General features: G+C 55.8%; 24 protein-coding genes and 2 pseudogenes. 8 read left to right on the forward strand and 18 right to left on the reverse strand.

Annotation, left to right across the window (positions count from 1 at the left end; genetic code table 11):
- Nucleotides 1–82: 82 nt before the first annotated feature.
- Together AC5SEO_RS19685 and AC5SEO_RS19690 are read right to left on the reverse strand one after the other, a co-directional pair.
- Entirely contained in the window at nucleotides 83–985 is a 903-nt protein-coding gene (locus AC5SEO_RS19685) for a DMT family transporter (RefSeq protein WP_236735657.1), read from the reverse strand.
- A 181-nt stretch (nucleotides 986–1,166) separates the two neighbouring features.
- On the reverse strand, nucleotides 1,167–1,592 hold the full coding sequence (locus AC5SEO_RS19690) for a GreA/GreB family elongation factor (RefSeq protein WP_026330856.1): 426 nt from the start codon (nucleotides 1,590–1,592) through the stop codon (nucleotides 1,167–1,169).
- A gap of 519 nt (nucleotides 1,593–2,111) precedes the next feature.
- Between AC5SEO_RS19690 and rnk the strand changes: the two genes are divergently transcribed.
- The gene (gene rnk / locus AC5SEO_RS19695) at nucleotides 2,112–2,525 is read left to right on the forward strand and encodes a nucleoside diphosphate kinase regulator (RefSeq protein ID WP_003517236.1); all 414 of its coding nucleotides are present in this window, start codon (nucleotides 2,112–2,114) and stop codon (nucleotides 2,523–2,525) included.
- A 413-nt stretch (nucleotides 2,526–2,938) separates the two neighbouring features.
- Here rnk and AC5SEO_RS19700 read toward each other — a convergent pair whose 3' ends face one another.
- Nucleotides 2,939–3,898, reverse strand: a complete 960-nt coding sequence (locus AC5SEO_RS19700; protein WP_013637417.1) for an AraC family transcriptional regulator — start codon at nucleotides 3,896–3,898, stop codon at nucleotides 2,939–2,941.
- Between the two features lie 484 nt (nucleotides 3,899–4,382).
- On the opposite strand from AC5SEO_RS19700, the gene AC5SEO_RS19705 reads away from it, so the two are divergent.
- Nucleotides 4,383–4,703: a metalloregulator ArsR/SmtB family transcription factor gene (locus AC5SEO_RS19705; RefSeq protein ID WP_162705498.1), complete on the forward strand. Its 321-nt coding sequence runs from the start codon at nucleotides 4,383–4,385 to the stop codon at nucleotides 4,701–4,703.
- A gap of 342 nt (nucleotides 4,704–5,045) precedes the next feature.
- Here AC5SEO_RS19705 and virB11 read toward each other — a convergent pair.
- From virB11 to AC5SEO_RS19770, 13 genes and pseudogenes are all read right to left on the reverse strand, one after another.
- Nucleotides 5,046–6,051, reverse strand: a pseudogene (gene virB11 / locus AC5SEO_RS19710) (P-type DNA transfer ATPase VirB11).
- 8 nt (nucleotides 6,052–6,059) lie between these two features.
- The gene (gene virB10, locus AC5SEO_RS19715; protein ID WP_112401581.1) at nucleotides 6,060–7,232 is read right to left on the reverse strand and encodes a type IV secretion system protein VirB10; all 1,173 of its coding nucleotides are present in this window, start codon (nucleotides 7,230–7,232) and stop codon (nucleotides 6,060–6,062) included.
- 14 nt (nucleotides 7,233–7,246) lie between these two features.
- Complete coding sequence (gene virB9 / locus AC5SEO_RS19720) at nucleotides 7,247–8,101, reverse strand: P-type conjugative transfer protein VirB9 (protein WP_162705490.1); 855 nt, start codon at nucleotides 8,099–8,101, stop codon at nucleotides 7,247–7,249.
- Nucleotides 8,098–8,769, reverse strand: a complete 672-nt coding sequence (locus AC5SEO_RS19725) for a VirB8 family type IV secretion system protein (protein WP_003517248.1) — start codon at nucleotides 8,767–8,769, stop codon at nucleotides 8,098–8,100. Before AC5SEO_RS19725 ends, virB9 begins: the two co-directional genes overlap by 4 nt.
- A gap of 3 nt (nucleotides 8,770–8,772) precedes the next feature.
- The gene (locus AC5SEO_RS19730) at nucleotides 8,773–9,039 is read right to left on the reverse strand and encodes a hypothetical protein (RefSeq protein ID WP_112401582.1); all 267 of its coding nucleotides are present in this window, start codon (nucleotides 9,037–9,039) and stop codon (nucleotides 8,773–8,775) included.
- Nucleotides 9,040–9,074: 35 nt separating this feature from the next.
- Entirely contained in the window at nucleotides 9,075–10,010 is a 936-nt protein-coding gene (locus tag AC5SEO_RS19735; RefSeq protein WP_112401583.1) for a TrbL/VirB6 family protein, read from the reverse strand.
- Between the two features lie 4 nt (nucleotides 10,011–10,014).
- Nucleotides 10,015–10,248: an EexN family lipoprotein gene (locus AC5SEO_RS19740; RefSeq protein ID WP_003517253.1), complete on the reverse strand. Its 234-nt coding sequence runs from the start codon at nucleotides 10,246–10,248 to the stop codon at nucleotides 10,015–10,017.
- Nucleotides 10,245–10,943 (reverse strand): P-type DNA transfer protein VirB5, encoded by a 699-nt coding sequence (gene virB5 / locus AC5SEO_RS19745; RefSeq protein ID WP_025591466.1) that lies wholly within the window; start codon nucleotides 10,941–10,943, stop codon nucleotides 10,245–10,247. The genes AC5SEO_RS19740 and virB5 overlap by 4 nt, the downstream gene beginning before the upstream one ends.
- Nucleotides 10,943–13,324, reverse strand: coding sequence for a VirB4 family type IV secretion/conjugal transfer ATPase (locus AC5SEO_RS19750; RefSeq protein ID WP_495363988.1), 2,382 nt, complete (start codon nucleotides 13,322–13,324; stop codon nucleotides 10,943–10,945). The genes virB5 and AC5SEO_RS19750 overlap by 1 nt, the downstream gene beginning before the upstream one ends.
- The gene (locus AC5SEO_RS19755) at nucleotides 13,317–13,658 is read right to left on the reverse strand and encodes a VirB3 family type IV secretion system protein (RefSeq protein ID WP_013637408.1); all 342 of its coding nucleotides are present in this window, start codon (nucleotides 13,656–13,658) and stop codon (nucleotides 13,317–13,319) included. The genes AC5SEO_RS19750 and AC5SEO_RS19755 overlap by 8 nt, the downstream gene beginning before the upstream one ends.
- Nucleotides 13,659–13,660: 2 nt before the next feature.
- The gene (locus AC5SEO_RS19760) at nucleotides 13,661–13,960 is read right to left on the reverse strand and encodes a TrbC/VirB2 family protein (protein ID WP_112157736.1); all 300 of its coding nucleotides are present in this window, start codon (nucleotides 13,958–13,960) and stop codon (nucleotides 13,661–13,663) included.
- Nucleotides 13,957–14,646, reverse strand: coding sequence for a lysozyme family protein (locus tag AC5SEO_RS19765; RefSeq protein WP_097169950.1), 690 nt, complete (start codon nucleotides 14,644–14,646; stop codon nucleotides 13,957–13,959). Before AC5SEO_RS19765 ends, AC5SEO_RS19760 begins: the two co-directional genes overlap by 4 nt.
- Before the next feature lies 1 nt (nucleotide 14,647).
- Nucleotides 14,648–15,187, reverse strand: coding sequence for a hypothetical protein (locus tag AC5SEO_RS19770; RefSeq protein ID WP_097169951.1), 540 nt, complete (start codon nucleotides 15,185–15,187; stop codon nucleotides 14,648–14,650).
- Nucleotides 15,188–15,280: 93 nt separating this feature from the next.
- On the opposite strand from AC5SEO_RS19770, the gene AC5SEO_RS19775 reads away from it, so the two are divergent.
- From AC5SEO_RS19775 to AC5SEO_RS19790, 4 genes are all read left to right on the forward strand, one after another.
- Nucleotides 15,281–15,643 carry a transcriptional regulator gene (locus AC5SEO_RS19775; protein WP_113556324.1) on the forward strand — a complete coding sequence of 121 codons (363 nt, stop codon included), beginning with the start codon at nucleotides 15,281–15,283 and terminating at the stop codon, nucleotides 15,641–15,643.
- A 357-nt stretch (nucleotides 15,644–16,000) separates the two neighbouring features.
- Nucleotides 16,001–16,405: a host attachment family protein gene (locus tag AC5SEO_RS19780; protein ID WP_025591460.1), complete on the forward strand. Its 405-nt coding sequence runs from the start codon at nucleotides 16,001–16,003 to the stop codon at nucleotides 16,403–16,405.
- Between the two features lie 366 nt (nucleotides 16,406–16,771).
- Nucleotides 16,772–17,083 carry a hypothetical protein gene (locus AC5SEO_RS19785; RefSeq protein ID WP_162694119.1) on the forward strand — a complete coding sequence of 104 codons (312 nt, stop codon included), beginning with the start codon at nucleotides 16,772–16,774 and terminating at the stop codon, nucleotides 17,081–17,083.
- Between the two features lie 179 nt (nucleotides 17,084–17,262).
- Complete coding sequence (locus AC5SEO_RS19790) at nucleotides 17,263–17,652, forward strand: hypothetical protein (protein WP_025591457.1); 390 nt, start codon at nucleotides 17,263–17,265, stop codon at nucleotides 17,650–17,652.
- 162 nt (nucleotides 17,653–17,814) lie between these two features.
- Here AC5SEO_RS19790 and AC5SEO_RS19795 read toward each other — a convergent pair whose 3' ends face one another.
- A complete protein-coding gene (locus tag AC5SEO_RS19795; RefSeq protein ID WP_010974415.1) occupies nucleotides 17,815–18,561 on the reverse strand; it encodes an SDR family oxidoreductase in 747 nt (248 codons plus the stop codon).
- A gap of 54 nt (nucleotides 18,562–18,615) precedes the next feature.
- On the reverse strand, nucleotides 18,616–19,050 hold the full coding sequence (locus tag AC5SEO_RS19800; RefSeq protein WP_112401586.1) for a MarR family winged helix-turn-helix transcriptional regulator: 435 nt from the start codon (nucleotides 19,048–19,050) through the stop codon (nucleotides 18,616–18,618).
- A gap of 238 nt (nucleotides 19,051–19,288) precedes the next feature.
- Between AC5SEO_RS19800 and AC5SEO_RS19805 the strand changes: the two genes are divergently transcribed.
- Nucleotides 19,289–19,717, forward strand: coding sequence for a GNAT family N-acetyltransferase (locus tag AC5SEO_RS19805; protein ID WP_323455295.1), 429 nt, complete (start codon nucleotides 19,289–19,291; stop codon nucleotides 19,715–19,717).
- A 221-nt stretch (nucleotides 19,718–19,938) separates the two neighbouring features.
- Nucleotides 19,939–20,241: pseudogene (locus AC5SEO_RS19810) on the forward strand (OsmC family protein); the annotation flags it as partial.
- Nucleotides 20,242–20,283 lie beyond the last annotated feature (42 nt).

The following is a 20,283-nucleotide window of genomic DNA, read 5'->3' on the forward strand; positions in this document are numbered from 1 at the left end:
TCCGTTTTTTTAATAGCTTAAGGAAGATCGGCATGGGCAAGGCAGCCTGATCACTGCCGGCGAGGGTGACTGCCTTGGCTCGTCAGACATCGGGGTTCTTTGACCTCACTCGCTCGGACATCATCGCCTGGAAGTTCGACAGCAGGATTATGCATCCGCCGATGACGACCCAGGCGTCTACGCCTTCTCCGTAAGCGTAGAACCCGACGACCGCAGCCATGGGTACACGCAAAAAGTCGATAGGCATGATGACAGATGCATCGAGGCGCTTAAGCGCCTGTGCCTGGCAGTAATGCGCACTCAAGGCACCAACGCCGGCAACCATCATCCACGGAATATCGGACAGGCTAACGTCCCTCCAGTCCGTCAACGCGGCCAGCAGTCCCAGCGGCAGTTGAATGAGGATCATCCAGACCACGATGATTGCTGGTGAGCATTCTTTCGTGAGCTGCTTGACGAGAATTAAGGAAAGCCCATAGCCGGCGGCCGCCAGCAGCACTAAACCAGCAGCCGGATCAATGACGCCGAATCCTGGACGCACTATCACCAGAACACCGATGAAACCGCCAAGGGTTGCGAGAAGCCGAGGCCCGGTTAGCTGCTCCTTGAGAAAAAGCCAGGCGAAAAATGCGACCCAGATCGGCATCGTAAATTCGAGTGCAAAGACCGAGGCCAGTGGGAGAGAGACCACGCCAATGGTCCAGAAATACTGGGCGGTGAAGTGAACGACGTTTCGGGCGAGATGCCTTGGAAACAGTTTCTTCTGAAGGATCTGCGGCAGGAGTGACCGTCCCACCAGCAAAATTACGCCGAGACCGACGAGAGCCCGGAAAAACAGCACCTGTCTGATCGACAAGGTCGATGCGAGCTCGCGAGACCCGACAGCCATGCTTATGAAGGACGCCATGCTCAGCGCCATCCAGCCAAGTCCCTGCGCAAAACCTGCCCGCCCCCGCATTCCAGTAAAATGTGTGTCTTTTTCCATGATTGCTCCGGACAGCTTGTGCTGCCGCGATAAGGGAAGCCTTGGTCCACTTTTGTTGGCCAAACATCTGAAGCACCATACGAAACAGATGTTGTTGGTGCGTTCAAAGGGCGGAGGAACGTGCGCAAGCAAGCGCAGACATCCGGTCCTGCAGACCTTTCTTGCGTCGATATCATCGCGTTCAGAGGTGGCTGAAGGCTTCCGCGGCTGCTCGTCGTAAACCGGCACGGCCGACCCGGACGACAGTCAATTGATTTCTGTGTCCATCGCGAGAATTCCACTCCCCGCGCTGCCCGGGCTTAAGGCCCAAGAGCGCCACGCCAACAGGCGTCAATACAGACAAGCGGCCCGCGTCTGCCAGCACTTCATTCGGGAGAACAAGGGTAACCTGGCGTTGCTGCCCCTCTACATCATACGAGACAGTTGATCCTAGGCAGACCGTGTCGAGCGAGACCTGTTCGTCTGCCAAGACCCAGGAGTTTTCCAGCTTCTCACTCAAGTCGGGGCCGACGTCGAAATCATTGGTCAGGGCCACGAGCGTCAGGCGGCTAAGTGTGTGAAAGTCTGTTGCCCCGATTATGGGCATGGTTTGGCTGAGTGAAGACATGTTTATTGTGACCTGCGCAACAACCCCATCGCTAGAGGAAGGGCGTTGACTTGTTTGAAGAGAGACTTGCCGCAGATGGTAAGGCGAACGTGTTGACGTAGCCACTCTGGATCCGGCAGGCGACAGTGGCCGGACCCGGTTACGATCCTGCGATGGGGCAGACCCTGAAAGCGCTCACTGCGCGTCTTTTGCTCTCGTTCAACATCAACCTAGCATTTATGGAAGGTGCCATGAAGTCAAGGGCACTTGCCGAGATCAAAAGCGCCGGGCAGCGTCTCACGGAGCGCTTCTTGACTTCCCCCTCAGGCATGCCATGACTAGGGCACCATGTTGAAAATTGGCAATTCACATAAATTTCGCCTCTGCCGAGAGTATCCCGTCGAAGGATACTAGCCCGGGACGTAGACTGCTGTCGCGCGTCTGAACCCGGGCTTTGATCCTGCGGGATTGCGCGACCTCACCCTCCACAAGCAGTCTTTTTAAAACGCAGCTATTCGGCCGCGGTACGAGGCATATGAAATGAACACCACTGATTACACAAAGCCGTCCATCATCGTCCGGCAGACTGACCACGCTCGTCTGACCGCTCTTGCACTGGCGGCACCGGGGCGCGACCTCGACGATGCCGAGAAGTTGCTTATCGAACTTGAGCGTGCTGATGTCGTAGAGGATGACCAGTTCCCCGCAGACGCAGTGGCGGTCGGATCGACGGTATCCTACCTGACGGAAGGCGGAGCCAGAAGGACGGTAACTCTTTGTTACCCCGGCCTCGCCGACATCGAACGCTCAATGGTCAGCGTGCTGACCCCGATTGGAGCTGCTCTTCTTGGTCTTTCTCCCGGACAGCAGATCGAGTGGAAGGGCCGTGACGGGCATTCACACAAGTTGACCGTCCTTGAGGTGATGGCCGACTTAACGGTCAACGCCTCTTAAGACCCTCATTCCGGATGATACGAGAACCCGTTTACAAATTGACGGCGACCGTCCGCATCCACCGATTGACGAGGTCACAATTCAAACGTCGCGAGTAATCGCGACTATTGCGATCCCAATCGATGCCAGAGAGCTTCATCTTCCACTCCCTTGGTTGGCCATCTGTCCCTGGATGACCCGGCAAGCTTCGATCCATGCATACCGCCTTGCGTTTCAACGTGAATGAACATCACCTGAATATCTGAATGAGCTACTAGAAGCGCAATCGTTTCGGCACCCATCACCTCTTTCTCGAAGTTGTTCGAGGAGCAGGTGGCGGCTCAGATGGTTATGCTTGACTGATGTCACACATCCTGCAACGCCATTGCCACGCCGAAAAACGAGGCGGATAAATGCCATGGACGATCCAGCGCCTAAAGTTCGCCCTTCCGGTGTTGAGATGGGCTGACCCCAAATGCTTTTTTGAAGCTCTGGGTGAAGGCACTTTGGGTTGCAAATCCCCACGCCTGAGAAATCTCCTTTACGGACCGATCCTTATTCCGATCGATCTCGTCGCGAGCTTTTTGAAGGCGCAGAGCAAGCTGATACTCACTTATTGTTTGTCCCACGCAGTTCAAAAAGGAATATTGCAAAGAACGAACACTGACCCCGCTCAGGCCCGCCAAGAGTTCAGGAGAGCTTCTAGCCGCTGGGTGCGCATGGATATAATCAATCGCTCGACGGACTTGTCGTGGAGCAATGACGGGCACAGGCGCCTCAAGTTTTTGCGTGTAGTTGTTCGGATAGTTTAGAAGAAAACTGTCAACGATCAGATTACCCATACTCGGAGACTGCTTATTCAATGACCTGGCAATTCCTTGTAACGGTGAACCGTTCAGCATTTGAACAAGAGCCGGAAGCCCTTCGAGTTTGCCATGATCCAGAGCGCGTTTGCTAAATTCGATCGGCTGAACCACAGGCCGATCGAGCAATATCGACATGCGTCTTGATAATAGAGCGTCTGAGATAACGACTGTTGAATGTTCGCTACCATCAAGGACATCCACGCTATCGGCGTGCCGGTAGCCAATGACCTGATTAGCCGCAATCGATAGCCTTTCACCCCGGAAGTCATATTCGGTCGCTCCCTTGCTCGCGAAATTAAACAGAACAGCGTCGAACATCGCAATGGGAGTAACGCGATACGAGCCTATGGTCGCCGACCATTCGAAGAATACTTCATCGATTACGGCCAGTTGACCGGTGACCCCGTAGTTGTCGTGTGAGCCCAGTGGCATGACAGCGACGGGAGCATACGCCTCACTCAGATACTCTTCGACTTCCCCAATATCTCTCGACGAGATCTTGAGCTTTTTGTACAGCCCGTCCGACATTTCCCGCACATCCCAACACAGGTTGACGTGATAAAAAGCGCATTAGGTACCAACTCAAATCACCTGAAATGGCATCATATGTCCCTATAATAACCAACGGTGCGGCATCATTTAGATCTGGGAATCAACCGAGGGTATTGCTCCATTTCGGTCGTAATCAGTCATGCTTGCAATCAGCCTCTGCGTTGCCGAAGACGTTCTCAATGTCTAGTGAACGGTTCAGAGGACATTTGTCCGGCACGCTGGCAATAGTCGCAAAAAAATTGCACCTCAGAAACACACCTGCACTTTACAGGTGGCTCATCGGCTTCACGCGCCTTTTGAGAGTGAGAGTTTTCGACTATTCTTAATTATAAACATTGGCGCCTTACCGGTCGCGGCTCTAAACCTCTAAAAAGGTTCACGTCGAATGGCTTAGCCAAGGATTATGGCCTAAACGTCCGCGACATAAAGTGGTTTGGATACGGATTTGATACAGAGATGTCTGGATGAGCAATCAATTATTTCGGCCTCCAAGCTTTTGGCGGCGATGGAAAACCCGAAAAGGCTCGCAATACTGCGGATTCTCGTTGACGCCGAAATGCCGGTTGGCGAGCTGGCATACCGGGTTGGCCTCAGCCAATCAGCCTTGTCGCAACACCTCGCCAAGCTGCGCAATGCAAACGTCGTACAAACCCGCCGTGAAGCGCAGGTGATCTACTATTTCAGCCATTCCGATGCCGTGCGGCGTATTTTAGCTACTTTGGAAGCGATTTTCCGCGAGCAGCCGCCTGTGTCTCCGGCTGCTGCGCCAAGCGGGCGATAAATTCGCCCCGGCGCATGAAGCTGGTAACGTTATGGATGGCTTCACTGGATTGGACTGGCTGGCCAGTCAAGATTCCTCGCCGCTTTAGACTGTTTTCTTGATGTATTGTAAGCGGTTGTCCGACCGCATATTGTCCGCTGTCGCCTGATCTGTGATCGACACTCCATGGATGAGTGACAACGAGGATCTTGCAGGCATACGTCAGAGTTGTCTTAAGGTGTACTACGCTTATCGACTTACACGGTTACCGTGCTGCTTTCGGCGCTCTTTACGGAGACACACCCAACAAGAAACATCAGGACCACAATCCGCACCTCGGAACTCCGTGAGTCGCTCAGTTTGCTATTCCGTGGCTCTACACTCACTCCTGAAATACACCTCAGACAGTCGAAAGTTTCCTTTGTGTCGCCTGCACTGAGCAACGATATCGATACTCGCCTTCAAAAAAGCCACGATGTCGGCCCGGTCCAGGCCTGCGCCGCCCTCCGACTCCGAGCAAGACCATCTGCTCAAAAGCCAATTCGGCCGAGTTTGCATGGACCGTGGTTATCGAGCCAGGATGGCCCGAATTCACGTTCCGGAGGTAATAAAAGGCCGTCCCATCGCGAAGCTCCTGAAGCAGAATCCTATCTGGCCGCATACGAAGACAGGATTCGAGAAGCTCTTTCGGTCCGGCACGCGAAAGCCCCTGCCCTCCTTTCGAGTAGAACAAGCGCACGTGGTTCGGTTGTGAGATGACGAGCTCGGGAGTGTCCTCTATTGAAATGACCCTCTCGTTTTCGGGAATATGCTTGATCAATGCTTTGGAAAGTGTCGTTTTCGCCGAACCTGTGGCGCCAGAAATGATGATGTTTTTTCGAGCGATGACGGCCTGCCGAAGGAAATCCTTAAAACGGCCGGCACGATATGTTTCGCACAGTTCCTCATCCTGCGCGGAGGAGGAGGTAATGGTCGCTGCGCACGCTGTCTGGAAAAATCCCTTTTCCTCCAGATCATCAAGACTGAAGTCGACCGAGGAAGGCTTGCGGATTGTCATGCTGACAGTGTCATTGATGGTCGCCGGGGGGATGACGATCTGAATTCGTTCGTTCCCGGGTAGCGTCGCCGACAATATTGGACGCGTCTCATCAATCGACTGGTGGGAAAAACTTGCGACTGCCCGGGCAAGACGCATGAGCTTTTCGAAGGTCAGTTCCGGCATTTCATAGGTCCGCCACCCACCGGAACCTTCCGTCAACACCTGCCCGGGCCGATTGACAATCACCTCTAGGAGAGACTTGTCCTGAAGGAATGTCGAAAACGGCTTCAACAGCTCGCTGACGACAGCCGATTCCTGCCTCTCTGACATTTCGCGCCCTATTTCGTTAGGAGCGTCGATCGTGGCGCGAAATCCCCCAGGACTGCACGATCGAAAACGCGGTTTCTGGGTTCGGTCACCCTAAGACCGTAGATGCCGGAAAAGTCGAGATCGCGAGCGACAAAGATCGAAACCGGTTCACCTTGGTGCTTATTGAGTGTCGGCGGGATATTGATGGACTGCTCGACCGCGATGGCGGCCGCCTGTTGACTGGCACTCATTGTTTTTTGCGCGTCGACATCGCTGTCCTGCAGCCGACTGCTTGCATAGTTCGTCGCGTCCCCGACAATGGAAAGCAGAAGAGCGCTGCCGAACCGCTCCCACCAATGGGTGTCGACATGCCCGTCGACACCGGCACGACCAAGTGCGTCGGTTGCTGGTGATGCGAGAGTGACGATAACGCCCTTCGGCGTTTTCGCGCGATTCCAGAGAATGAACAGGCGCTTTTGCCCGCGTTGAAGCCCTCCACGATATTCGCCGACAACCTGCGTGCCCTTTTCCATCAAGACCACCCTGCCATTGTCAGAGAGAACATCGCGGTTGATCACACAAGTGGTAAATCCCGGCTGGTCGGATGCTAACGCGGTTTCAAGAACGCAGGGAATGGTCGTTCCCATCGCGACGATGAAATTGCGGTTTCCGAGTGTACCGGCCCTTGAGCCTTCAAGCCGCGTTGGCCGCAGCAGGCCACCGAAACGATGCTGCTCATTGTTTTGCTGGTTCTGAACAGACATATTGTTGTCGAGCGGCACGAAATTGCTGTTGTCGGAAGGATAAGAGCTGTCGCTTTCCCTCAACTCTTTCCGATTCCTCTGCCCTCCACTGAAGGCCATCACGGGCGCGCGGCGGGCGGAATCGAGCAGCTTATCCTGCTCTTCAATGACCGGTTCGACGACAGGCGTTGGCAATTTTACTTCAGGGAGCGCCTGGTCCGGTTCAACTTTCTCTTTTGCGGCCTCGAAGGGGGTCGTCTGGCGAATAATGATCCGTTCGGGCTGAAGATTTTCATCCCTTCCCTTCTTTCCCGTCGTCGACCAAAGCGCGAAGCTGACAAACGCGATGATCGCAATGGCAACAGCGCCGCGTTTCAAGAGAGGGCTGTTGTCGATCTGACGACTGGTGACGGTTTCGGCACGCTCTCCGGGGATGCGATCCTCGTCTTCCTGAGCCATGACTGTTCCCTTCCCTATTGCCCGGTAACGTCGCGCTTCACGACGCGCTCCACCGAAGGAGACGTTGTGTTGGTGTCAGGATTGATACCGACGCGGTCGTAGGCTTCGTTGAAGACGCAGAGCACATCCTTGCCCCGACGCAGGATGAACTTGCGGCTGATCGCGTGCACCATCACCAGATCTCCATCGACCGACTTCGGAACAAGGCTTTCGGAGCCATCGGAGTTCTCCATATAGATCGCGGGCATTTCCTGGTTACCCACAAAGGCGAACGTTGTAATCTTGCCGTTGTCGTAGACGCTTTGCGGCTCCAGTGCCTGCGATCCCTGAGAAGAATAGCGCCAGTTTCGAGGGCCATAGGCTTCGTGAAGCGCCAGCACATTGTCGGCGTCCTTCGCCTGGGCCGCGAGAGCCCTCGACGCTGCCTGCTGGCGGCGAAGCTCGGCGTCATCGCCTGGATACCTGTACTTCACGTAGAAGTAGGTGTTTTGACCAGCCTCCACGGAGCCATCGCGCGCCGTCAGTTCCATCTGGTAGCTGCGGGTCGAGCCATCCCTGCGCGTCGTAACCACGGAAATATTCGTCACCGGCTGGCTCTCGCGTGGCTTCAGGAACAGGATGTTGCCGGCCGGCGCAACTTCCCAGGCGACGCTATTGCCGAGCGCGACATGGGCGATTTCCTCGTCCGCCGCGAACTCGACCTGTACGGATGACCGCAGAGTGCCGACCACCCGCGTGATGTTGTAGGGTTGGTAGTTCACGAACCGGATACGACTGTCTTGCGGGGCACCTCGGGGTATTTCAAGCGCAAACGCCGGCGACATCGAAAGGGTCACGATGAGTGCAGGAATTCGAGGGATGCGCATCATCTCACCTCCTCCGGATCAGCGCGATACTCGCTGACGACGAAACCGAGCGGGTTTACGAGCCGGTCCGTCGAGGACATCGGAGCGTTCGCGTAGGAATAGGTGATCGACGCAACCCAATGGGTCGTTCGTACTTCCTCGCCACGCGTGATGGTTCGCATGTAGCGTACGGAAACGACATTCTGATTGATGAGGGAGATTGAAGCGATATCGATCCTTGCTGTAGCCCCGCGACCATAAGTATTCTGGGGCGATTGCGGGTTGCTGCCACGGTAGAGGGCCGCGAAACGCGTTTGCTCCGCTTGCGTCGACAAGAGGGCGATGGTGCGGAAATTTTCCTGTGCTTCACTCCAGACGTAACCCTCGCGGGCCCGGACATATTTTGCAGCGAAATATTTCGTCACCGCCTCATCGTAGGTGCCAGCCGTCGATGTCAGCGCTGACACGACGTCGACAATGCCGGTCGAATTGTCGACGCGCACCACAAAGGGTTCAACCGTCTTGAGGGGTGTGAGACACGCGACCGCGAAGACGGCTACAGCGGCGACAATGCCTGAAACTATGGCGATCGACCAGGCAATCCTGTTCGATCGCTCGACCTGGATCATCCGGTCCTGGTCGAAACGACGTGCTTTGTCGAAGTAGCTCTTGAGATTATCTGTCGTCACCATGTTTCATCCCTCACAGCGGCGATAGGAACCGTCGATGTCCAGATGCGCAAAAGCGGAAGTCTCGCTGGCCTCTTCTACGAAAGGTGTGAGGGACGTGGACGAACTCGTGTTGGATTGCTGCTGTTTCAGCTTGCTGCCGCCCTCCCAGTCCCACATCGAGCGGTTCAATGGGCGGCGCGAATAGCCGTCGCAGTTCGGCAATGGGTAGGTCATCGAAGCGCAGCCGACAAGCGTGGCTGAGAAGGCGAGAAACAGGGCAGGCTTAATCATTCAGCAGGCCTTTATCTAATGTTCTGGAATGGGTGTCATACGCCGGCATTTCTTGATCCGAAGGCGCGGCGGGCAAACCGAGCACCGCGACCGATCATCCGGCCGGTGTGGGAGGCTGCTCTGGCCAGCATGCCTTCATGCGCATCGCGTGCGGTCGTGTAACCATAGACCAGCGAGGCGCCGCCAGACGCCAGCGCCGATGCAATGCCAGGTAGCTGGTAGAATATGTACAGGGCAGCTATCCCGATGGCACAAAAAGCAATAGGGCGCATAAGGACGTCGCTGTAGCTGTCGATTGCGGTGAAGGTCGAGTCGAGGCAGGAGATCAAAAGCGAACCGACGGCAACGACAAGGACCTGAAGGATCACGAAGTTTGCGAGCTGCCCGATCCAGGACTCGGTAAAACGGCGCGTCGATTGAAACATGGCAAGCGCAATGAAAATCGGCCCGATCGCCAGGACGATCGCCAGCGCCAACCGTGCATAAAGGGAAACAACATAACCGATCCCCGCCACCAGAAAGCTGACGCCGATCACCATGATGCCGCCCACACCTGTGACGATGTCAATCGGCCAGGAAGCCCTGGTCCAGATATCGGTCGCAGAGGCCTGGCCCTTGTCGAGCAGACTGTCAAAGGTGCTGGCACTCGGCGCCGTACCTGCATTCAGCGCCTGAGCGATCTCGCGCGGCAAAACATCGAAAAAGATGTTTGTGACATAGGTCTGGTATTCGCCCGCGTTCTTCACCAGCATCACTATGATCGCGAGCTTCATCACGCGGAAGGCGAAGTCAAGGATAGGTTCCTGGACCGAGCCCCGAAGGATGAGATAGCCGTAGAGGACGACGTAAAGGGTCACTGCCACCGTCAACGGACCAGCGACCCATTCTGCTATGTTCGACGTCCCATCCGAGACGAAAGTCTCCAACGGCCGCTTGAACTGACCGTCGATAAACTCAAACACCTGGTACATTTGGTCAGCCTCCCAATGCCTTGCGCATGTTCTGGAGCCGGAGCTTAACCTCGGCCGCTTCCGCGTTCTGGCAATTGGGCGTCTGGCGCAATGCACCCGGGTTGTTGCGGCACTCGGTAATCGTACGGGACAGCAATTCGGTGTCGGCGACGAACTCGTCCACCGTATGAGTTCGCTCCGCCTCTTGCGAACAAGCCGACAAGAGCACCAGGGAAAGGACGATGAGGGTGCACTTCACTGCAGCGCCGCCTTCATATTGTCCATCCGTTGGCGCCAGTCCTCCGCCTTGCGCTGTTCGTCGACCTGGTTCTGCGCCTGCTGCACCATCCTCAGCCCCTCCATCCGCAGGACGTCGGTCTGAAGAAATGCCTGTTCGGCCTGCAGCCGAGCCTGCAGGTCGGCAATCTCTTTGGCGTCGCCAGCTGTGGAAATCTTTCCCCGCAGCTGATCAATCCCGTCGATGCGCTTGGTCGCGGCATCGTAGATTTGCTCACCAAGGCTCATTTGCCCGGCATTCTTGTTCTGAAGCCGGGACAATTCCTGAGCGTAGAAATCATCGGCGTCAGTGCGGTAGGTCGAGTTACCTTCCAGAAACCTTGAGGCGGAATCACCGAACACGCCGGTGCCGTTGCCTTTGAGCAATCCCTCGATGGCAGCGAAGTCGGAGGGAAGCGCCTTGCGGATCGCCGGATCGTTGAGAACCTCGGCGACATCCGCCATATCGGTCAGCTTGTTGAGCGAGCCATAAAGCTGCCGAGCCTGGCCGATCTGCTCATTGAGCGCGTCGAGTTGCGACTTGAGCTGCGCGATGCTCTCGATCTGCTTGGCAATCGCAGCCTGATCGTTGACAGGAATCCCCTGCCCTGACGCGCCTTCAGCAGCAAGCATGAGCACCGCGCTGAGCAGTACGCCATGAAGTCGATAGGAAGTCATCAGCTAGCACTCCTTCGCTGTTGGAAAATGGGAAGCCAGTTCTCGACGTCGTCTCCAACCTCCGCGCGGATCGCGTCGAGAAGTTCGACATTGGCGGTCCGGCCGGAGAGGATGGCGAGCTCGTCATCGAAGCCGTTGAGATCGAGCTCGGCAACGACGCTGTTGTGTCCTTGCTTCAACACGAACCTCCGGCTTTCAACGGAAAGCTCGCGCGCTATCAATTCGTATTCGCGCTCGGTGAGCTTGAATCCATCGACATAGTCGGCATGGCTGCCGCGCGAGTTGGGCAGGAAGATCTGTGTCGGGCATTGCTCGATGATCGTGTGCGCGATTGGCGAGTTCAGCGCGTCGCGTGGGCTTTGCGTGGCAAACAGCATCAACCCATTTTGTTTGCGGATGGTCTTCAGCTTGTTTTGCGCAAGATCGCGGAACCCCTCGTCCTGTAGCGCCTTCCAGAATTCGTCGATGACGATGATGATCCGGCGGCCATCGATCATCTGCTCGACGCGATGGAAGAGATAGGCCATCAGCGGTGTGCGAATTTCCTCGTTGTCGAGGAAGTCGGTCATGTCGTAGCCGATGAACTTCCCTGATCCGCCGAAATCCCCAAATCCGATATCTTCGATGACATTGTCGAAGACCCAGCCGAGCGGCCCTCCCTCCTCCCACCGGCGGAGCCTCGCCGCGATACCTTCTGGATCCGTATTGTTGAGGAAAGCCCGCAGCGCCCCTATTGTCCGTCGCTCAGCGGGCAGGTCGGCAAGGCCGTCGATCGCGCCGGAGATGTCGCGAAGTTCTCTGACAGTCAGTTCCCGCGCCCCTGAACCCACAAGCTTGCCGATCCAGCGCGCCAGGAACACCTTGTTCTCCGGCGTCAGGTTGAGGGCCTTTAAGGGAGCGCAGCCGGTGGGGACCCCGTTCTTCAGCGGCAGGTAGGTGCCTCCGGCGGCGCGAACATAAAGGTCCGCGCCGCGATCCTTGTCGAAGAACACCACGTGCGGGTCGTGTTTCTCGAGCTGTGACAGCATGAAATTGACAATCACGGTTTTGCCCGCTCCCGACGGACCGCACATGAAGGTGTTGCCCAGATCGCCATAATGGAGATTGAAGTAGTAGGGCGAGCCTGAAGCGGTCTTGAGCAGGGCGACGGCGGGTCCCCACTCATTGCCGTCCTTCTGTCCGATCGGATAGGAATGGAACGGTGACAATGCTGCGAAATTCTTCGAGCTGATCGCGCCTGAGCGCGCGCGGTAACGAAAATTGCCCGGAAGTTGCGCCCACCATGCCGCTTCGAGACCAAGATCCTCGCGCGCAACGACAGCCCCGCCATTGGTCAGGCTGGCGCGAACCTTTGCCAGATTGTCGGTTAATTCCTTTAACGTGGTCGCAAAGACGGAGAGTGTCAGGTGATGCTCGCCGATCACGAAGCGGTTGGACTCCAGGTCGTCCATCGCATCGTCAAGTTCATCGATTTGCGAAGCCGCCTTGTCGCCGCTGCTCACCAACTGGTTTTGCTTACGCCCCATGATGACGCGAGCGTCCGCTTTCGACACAAAGCAGAACGACTGTGAGAGAATGAGCTCAAACGGACTGTTTAGAACCCCGTCCAGCATGCCTGTCCTGGTGCGGGCTGGATATTCCTTGAAGCTCAGCATGCCGGCAAAGCGGCTTTCTGCCTCATGCCGGATCTCGATCGTTTCCCGACCTATGATTACGCGATCAGAGTAAATTGCCGAGGCGACGCGACCTTCGGTAAGCGGCACACGCTCACGCCTCCCGCCGACGAGCTGGTGCAGCACCTCGCTCGGTTCAGAGAAGAGCATGCCTTCCTGTTCGTAAAGAGAAAGGACCCGTGGCTCAAAGCGCCTCAAGCCCGCCACTACGTTGACGACTTTGTCCTTAAGCTGTTTCAGAGCCTCTTCATCCAGCTCCATATCGAGTCGTTTTGACCGTCGAAGGTACGACAGCAGCTTCCCCGCCTTGTCTGCAGGGCCACGCGCTGGCGACCAAAGGACGGTCAGATAGAGATCGTTGCGGAAAAGGTGCTCGCGCGCCATGCGTTCCCGGTATTTCTCGTTGAGCGAGGCGGAGAATGGCGTTGCGAACGTTCCGCCCGGATAGTCGTTGTCCCTGCGCCGAATGAGATGGGTCCAGATCGCGAGCCGCTCATCGGCAATATTTCGATAGAGCGTGTTGAGGTCGCGATGGAGCGCGTTGATGTCGAGCAGATCAGCAGTTTCGAACGATACGCCTGCGAGCGCGACCATGACCATGAGTGTCCGGGACTCGAGCGCGATTGTCGTCTCGTCGATGTGCCGCACGTAGGGGATAAAAGCCTCTGGCGTGAGTTCGCGTGATCTAAGGGTGGCGATGTCAGGCAATTCCAATATCCCTTTCGTCGAAGCGGCGTGTCAGTCTCAGAGGGGAAAGTGTTGCCCCGCCCCAATAGGCACCGTTGCGTGAACGGCCGCGTGTCTCGACCCAGGCGAGCAGGATGCGGAACATGTTGTGATCGTGCTTGACGAGCGCTTTGAAGATGAGATGGAAAACGATGCCGACGAACGCGTAGGCGATAGATCCGGCGACGATGTAGAGGATCGTCGTGACCATGATGTTGAAGCCCATCGCCTCCATCGTGACACCGGCAATCATCGCGGGACGCGTACACGCGATGAAGAGTGTGTCTTCTTCGAGAACCGTTTGTCCGCCCACCATCTTCAGGCTCCGACGATGGTGTTGACGAGTTCGGTGGCGCCAAAGATGCCGCCAATTCCGATGATCCAGAAGCCCGCTCGCCTCAGGTCCATATAACCAAACATCCAGGCGATGCAGATGACGATGACGGCAATCACAGCGAGAAGCTTGGCAATGTTTCCCGTCAACATGTCGACGATGTTCTGCAGGACGGTTTCGATGCCGGCGGCTTGCGCGAAGGCGGGCTCAACCATCGTCACTACAATGGCGGCAGCCATGAGGGACGAAGCGACGACGGGTCTGATCCGGGAACTAATTATCATTCACTCTGCTCCAATTCCAATTGATTGTCTTGAAACACCAGGACGGATGAACGGCTTCGGGTCTTGAAGACGTCCCACGCGGACGCCGCCGAGATCGCGTGTGCTTCCCCCGGAGTGTTTTCCGCCACCACTTCGGCAACGACGTCTGCTTGGGAAGAATTCGCCGACACGTTTGTCTGCAACCCTTTTCCCGTGTCGCCCATTGTAAATCGAGCCACTGTCGGTCCGAGCCGTTCGATTTCGCGGCGAACCTGATCGCCATAGTTGACCACGCCCCCGACCGACGGATCGTCACGTCCATAGCAGGATTGCAGCACCTGCTCGGCCCTGGGACTGTCAGCACCCACCTTCACCGAGAGGCAGCAATAGCCGTCGGATGGCGTCGCTGGAGCTTTCAGGTTAAGGCAACGAGCGAAAGCGGCTGGTATCGAGAGGTTCAATCTGCGCAGTTCTTCCGGCCCGACCCCGTCGGGACCAATGTGTATGTCATGGCATGTTGCCTCCGAGGATGCGGCGACTTCGATTACATCGGCCTTGGTCGCAGGTTGCCGCCCGAGCGGTGCACGACTGTTGATCCTGATGGTGAACGGAGCGAACCGGCTTTCGGGGCTGACCACACCCGCAAGTGCCTCCGATGCAACGAAGGGTGCGCAGGTCTGCGCAAGATCTGAGAAGACAACGGGCATGTCAGAACCACACCCTCTGCGTGCCGACGCCCTCAATCGTCACATCGACGTATCGAGGTTTCTCGCGGACCAGGGGTCGCGCCACGGTATTGGCCAGGCATTGGTATCGCCCGTCTACCCTTTGCCACCTCGGTGACGTGACAGAGCCTTTGTTCGGATCGCCACCGTCTCGATCTCGCCGGCAAAAGCTGTCGCTCACGGCTTGCAGTGACGTGGAAATGCACGTCGCGTCACGTCCCCTGGGACCGTAGCCAGCAGATAAGCGGTAGCCGGCGTTGCAGTAATATGGTTCGTAAAAAGGGCGAGAGGTCTGAAAACCCACGCCCGCGCAAGTTGGAAACGAACGCCCTTTTGCCAACCACCTCCAAAGCTTCTCGACGGGCGGCCTGCATTCCCCATACTGGGTCGGACCGCCGGGATTGGATAAGCACAGGATAACCTGGCACCCCCATTCGTCGGCACGAGCGCTTCGCTCCGAAATGGTATAGAGTGAAACGAACCCTGACGCTGCTATGATCATTCGAAAGAAAAGGCCGTTCATGCCCTCTACCCTCCGTCTTCCTAAATGTCCGCCTCAACTGAACGGCGACTCGTCTCAACTATTTGACTATGCAGATAATAGATAGTTAAAACGATGGCAAGCAATTTAAGTGAAAGATGGCAGAGTCAGGCCTTGTCCGTATTTGCGGTGCGTGAAATCCTAGAGAAGCCGATCGATGGTGAATCGGCGCAGTCGCGCATCAAACAGATCGGCATGATGAATATTCTCTATCTGATGCACCAGGCGCATCAGAAGTTAACACTCTCAAATATAATTGATATTACCGGTATGACGCGTGGTGGGGTGATCGAAACCATTGAACTCTTGGTCCGACGGGGCATCCTTACGGAAACGCTGGGAAGAAACTCAATGGGACGAGGAACGGCTCGACAGTTTGAGTTTTCCCCGCAGGTTTTTGCCGCGCTTGGTGGTGCCGCGGCGGCCGGAAATGCCTGATTTTACCAAGTATGTTTTATACGGTATTAATGTGGACGCCGCTTTAGATTAAAGGGTCGGCATGTCCATGCCGTACCGCTCACCAGCATTATCGCGAAGATTTTCGCTGCAGATGCATACTGCCAAGTTCGTTCCAGGGGTCTGCGTTTCGTACAGCAGCCTCGACTGACCCTCTGCCACAGCGATGGCGCGAGGCCGGCATCAAGCATTTGCTGGGGTGACTGATCACGGCGATACGCCAATCCTGTAGTTTTGTCGGGCCGACTGCGGAACGGATAGTCTGTAGCGGGGTTATTTTCTGACAGAAACAAGCAGGGTCGGTCATCTGGGCTCGAGCTGCTCACCAAGGAGATCAACATGAACCTTCCGCAGAACACGGTCGTTGCCGTTGCCGATGGCGAAAAGCTTAGCCTTTTTCGGAACGACGGAGATGCGGCGACTGTCAATCTGACTGCGTTGCCAGATCCGGCGATCGACAGCTCGAAGATCTCTTCCGGCGCCCGACATTCCAGTAGCTCGGCTAATCCTGACGATAGTCAGCAAGACGAAGACGGGTTTGGTGCGGGTGTTACGGATATGCTGAACAAGCAGGTGCTTGAGGGCAAGATCAAAAGTCTGGTGATTATCGCGGCACCGCGCACACTGGGCGAGATGCGCAAGGGCTACCATAAGTCGTTGTCGGACGTTCTTATTGGAGAACTGGATAAAGATCTGACTGGCCATTCTGTGCAGGATATCGAGAAAGCACTCACTATCGCTTAAATCCTGCATAAACGGCGTGATCGGCCCCGCCATCCCCGGCGGGGTTTTTGCTTAGCGGTCGTTGGGAATGTAGCGAATCGGCAACAATGTAGTGTTTCCAAATTTCGCTAGTTTGTTCCTGACAGGAACGACGCCGCGACTTTTTGCTTACGTCTTATTTTAGGAGATGGCGGGACTGATCTGAATAGCCGGTACGGAGGCGCAAAGCTGACGTCACTCCCGAATTGGCCCAAAGGGGAAAAGAAAGTGGCATGCACTCCGACCGTGAGGGCGACGAGACCACAATTGCCCAGCTGCGTCTGAGCGAGGGAACAAACCGGACGAAATCTCCGTTGCTCGTCATAATTGTTTATTTGGAGGCGTGTCATGAAACTCAAGCTGGCTCTGAGCGTGATCCTGGGCGTTACCTTCACGGCAGCAGTCGCGGAAGCGCGGACTCAATGGCATCTTTACGGTACGGTTCCGGTGACGGGTGACTACGTACGTGAGATCGCCTATCGGTCAGCATTCGACAGATGCAGTTTTGAATCTTACCCATCATACCACCCCGTCGGTATTTATGCAGGTGCGTATGGCTCTCCCGAAATGCGCAGATGCATGTACCGTATGGGTTTCATCTTGGAAAATGGTGAGCCTCTCGCATACCCCGTGAGGAAGGCGACCTCCCTGTTAAGGTAATAAGACGCCAAAATATGTAAGATCGAAGCGTCTGACAGCCACCGTTTCAATTACGATTAACTTGATACGTTTACGGCCCCGGTTCCTCATCAAAGAGGAGCCATTTTGGTTTTCTGAGTGACTCGCGTATTGAAATCCGGCTTCCGAATATCGACTTTCAGGATAACCTGGAGGTCGAAATGATCTACATTGTCATCGCGTTATGCGCGCTCGTCACAGCATTCTTTGCTTGCCGGTATTATGCCGCCAAGATTCTGCTTGTCGAACACGATATTGACAAAGCTATCGCACGGAAATTTGAGTCGAGTGGGAAGGCTATTGAGCTCGCGAAACTTCGAGAAGAAAACGCAGTGATGCGAAACCTTTTGCTCGACCTTCTGGAAAACGAAGTGGCTTTTCCGGTGCAGCAGGCAACGGTATCAGTCGACGACTTATTCAGGATGAAAGCAACCAAGATCCAAAGGTATCGCGAGATACTGGCCGAATCCCGGCACGTCTTGCAGCAGCGTGAGGCCAGTCGCGTTTCCGGGCTCTCCAGCTCACTTAAGAGTACCGAGCGCAGGATGTAAGGTTCAACACACACTCAGCGAAAAATAGCAAGAAACCGAGCAACGGGGATGACGGAAAAGCCGACGGCAATTCTTCTTGCGGCAGAGCGTCTCCTGTCGGCCCGAAGGAGACATTGAGATGCGGAACCGGTCGGCCCGCATCCCATAATCGCTGAATGCGTCTCACCAACTCTTTTGCACAAGTTCGCCTGATGGAGCGCAAGCGTAGAACCCTGCTGTCGGTCCATATGCGTGCGTCGTTGCTAGAGCGAATGCGGGGCGTGCGCCATCTTCAGGTGAGTGCCCCGGTCCGTTGCCTGTCATATCAGTCGATGTCAGGCCGGGGTCTACCGCATTCACTTTGATCCCTTCCCGATCAAGCTCCTTCGCAAGCTTGACGGTCAACATGTTCAGTGCAGTCTTTGAGGCGCAGTATCCGCCAAAACCGACCGTCCATGTTTCGCTCCGCATGTCCAAGGCATCCGTCAACGAACTGAGGCCGCTGCTCATCATTACGATCCGGGCCGCCTTCGATTTGCGCAACAACGGCAAAAAGGCTTGAGTGACGCGCATCACCCCGAAAACGTTGGTGTTGAACATTTGCTGAATCTCGTCAATTGACTCCTCGGCAAGAGAGGGAGGCGAACCAAACATGAGCCCGGCGTTGTTGACCAAAACGTCGAGATGCCCGACTTCACTCTCGATAGTTTTGGCGGCACTGGACGCGCTCGCATCGTCCGTAACATCGAGTTGCACTGCACGGGCGTCAACCCCGTTTTCTCTCAGTTCGAAAGCTGCCATCTCACCCCGTGACATATCTCGGCACCCCAGCCAGACCGTGTGTCCGGCTGCGCCAAGCTGCCGTGCGATGGCGAGGCCAATACCCTTGTTTGCTCCTGTGACGAGTGCAGTGGGCGGTGTGTGGGTCATGATGACGTCCCTGATCATTTCGATGTCAGAGACATACTACGATATTCGTAATATTCAACCTTCGTATTTTGTGATCTGTTGGGTAATCCTCAGAAATTCGGTTTGGTCAACGGTATCAAGCGCCCGCAGCATCGCTTTGCAGGAGGCTCGATATCCATCGATATAGCCTGCGACCACTTGCTGCCCCTTGTCCGTGATTGTCAGAGCCACCGACCTGCGGTTTGCCTCTGGCCGCTGCCGTTCAATCATCTCCCGACGGACCAGCCGGTCGGCCGAAGACGACATTGTCGTCAGCGCGACCTGAAGATGCCGGGCTACATCCCCCAGATTACACTCGGGATGCTCATCAATGAAAAGAAGCGCCTGAATGTCGAGGGGGTTGAGCGAGTTTTGCATGACTGCCGCTGCCTCCGCGACCTTGAAACGACGGGTAAAGCGCTCAAAGGCGGTAGCGAGTTTTTCGATTTGTTCGGGCGTAGGTTCTGTCATTCCTGGAATTAAGCATTTCTGCTCGGAGGACGTAAGCCATATACCTTAGAACAGGCATTCCTTGAATTTATGCGATGACCGCTTTTGGCGCTTCCGCGCCAAGTCGGCCGTTGGCCCATAGCAGATGTTGACAGAGGTGTTTCGCCACACTGTACTGGCTGCCATCGCAGATGAATGCAGCCACAAGGTTAGCCAGATGCAAATTAGGAATGCCTCGAAAGAGGATGCGCTCCGGTGCGTGGAGCTTGTCGAAGCAAGACGCAAAGAATACGAGAACTACGAGCCGCGCTTTTGGAAGAAAGCCGCTAACTCAGCTGCTTCGACTCTTTCATGGTTTGAAAAACTGTTCTCTGATGAGCACAACGTGTCTCTTGTCGCCGTTGAGAACACACTGATCGTCGGTTTTCTTATCGCGCGAGAGTTTCCAACTCCGCAAGTATACGATCCGGGTGGGGCGACCGCTTTGATCGATGACTTCTGCGTTGCTGCTAAAGATCGTTGGCACGATGCGGGTGCAGCATTGTTACAGCGCGCAAAATCGGAGCTAAATCGGCGGGGGTTCGCACAATTTGTGGTAGTTGGCGCTCAACGGGATGCCGCCAAAACTGCGTTATTGAGCCAAGCCAACCTTTCATTAGCTTCGACATGGTGGACATCAGAAGTGTAGCATTTCCCGAAATTGCGGGCATTCCTTAACTCCAACGGCACCCAGCCACAAGTTGGACTCTCCGTTGCCGGAACGGCCGCTTCTGGTGCACTCTCGCCAAATTGGCCGCCGCCCCGAGCGGCCTCAAACCTCATCGTTTAAAGAACAGGTCCGAAAACACAGTTGACCACGCCAACGTTTGCCACGAACTTGCAAAGCTCAGACATGGACGGAGTTATGTGATGGTGCGGTCGGTCATCGAGTTGCGGAACGTCGCCGGCACTGAGGCAGCGATGGGTTGGGCTGGCGGCCATACGGTGGTCATCGATCGGCCGGAAGGCAAGGCCGGGGGATTGGGTCTCGGTTTCAATGGCGGCCAAATGCTCGCTCTAGCAATAGGAGGCTGCTACTGTAATGACCTACGCTATGTCGCCCATGAACGTGGCGTGAAAATCGAACAAATTGCCGTAACAGTGACACTTGACCTAGAGGGTGTACCGCTGGTCGCCACCAAAGCCGTGCTATCTGTAAAGTGTCAATCGGCGTCGTAACGGGACCCCTTATCGGCTCCCAAAAGGGACCCCTGC

The organism is Agrobacterium sp. K11 (assembly GCF_059429395.1).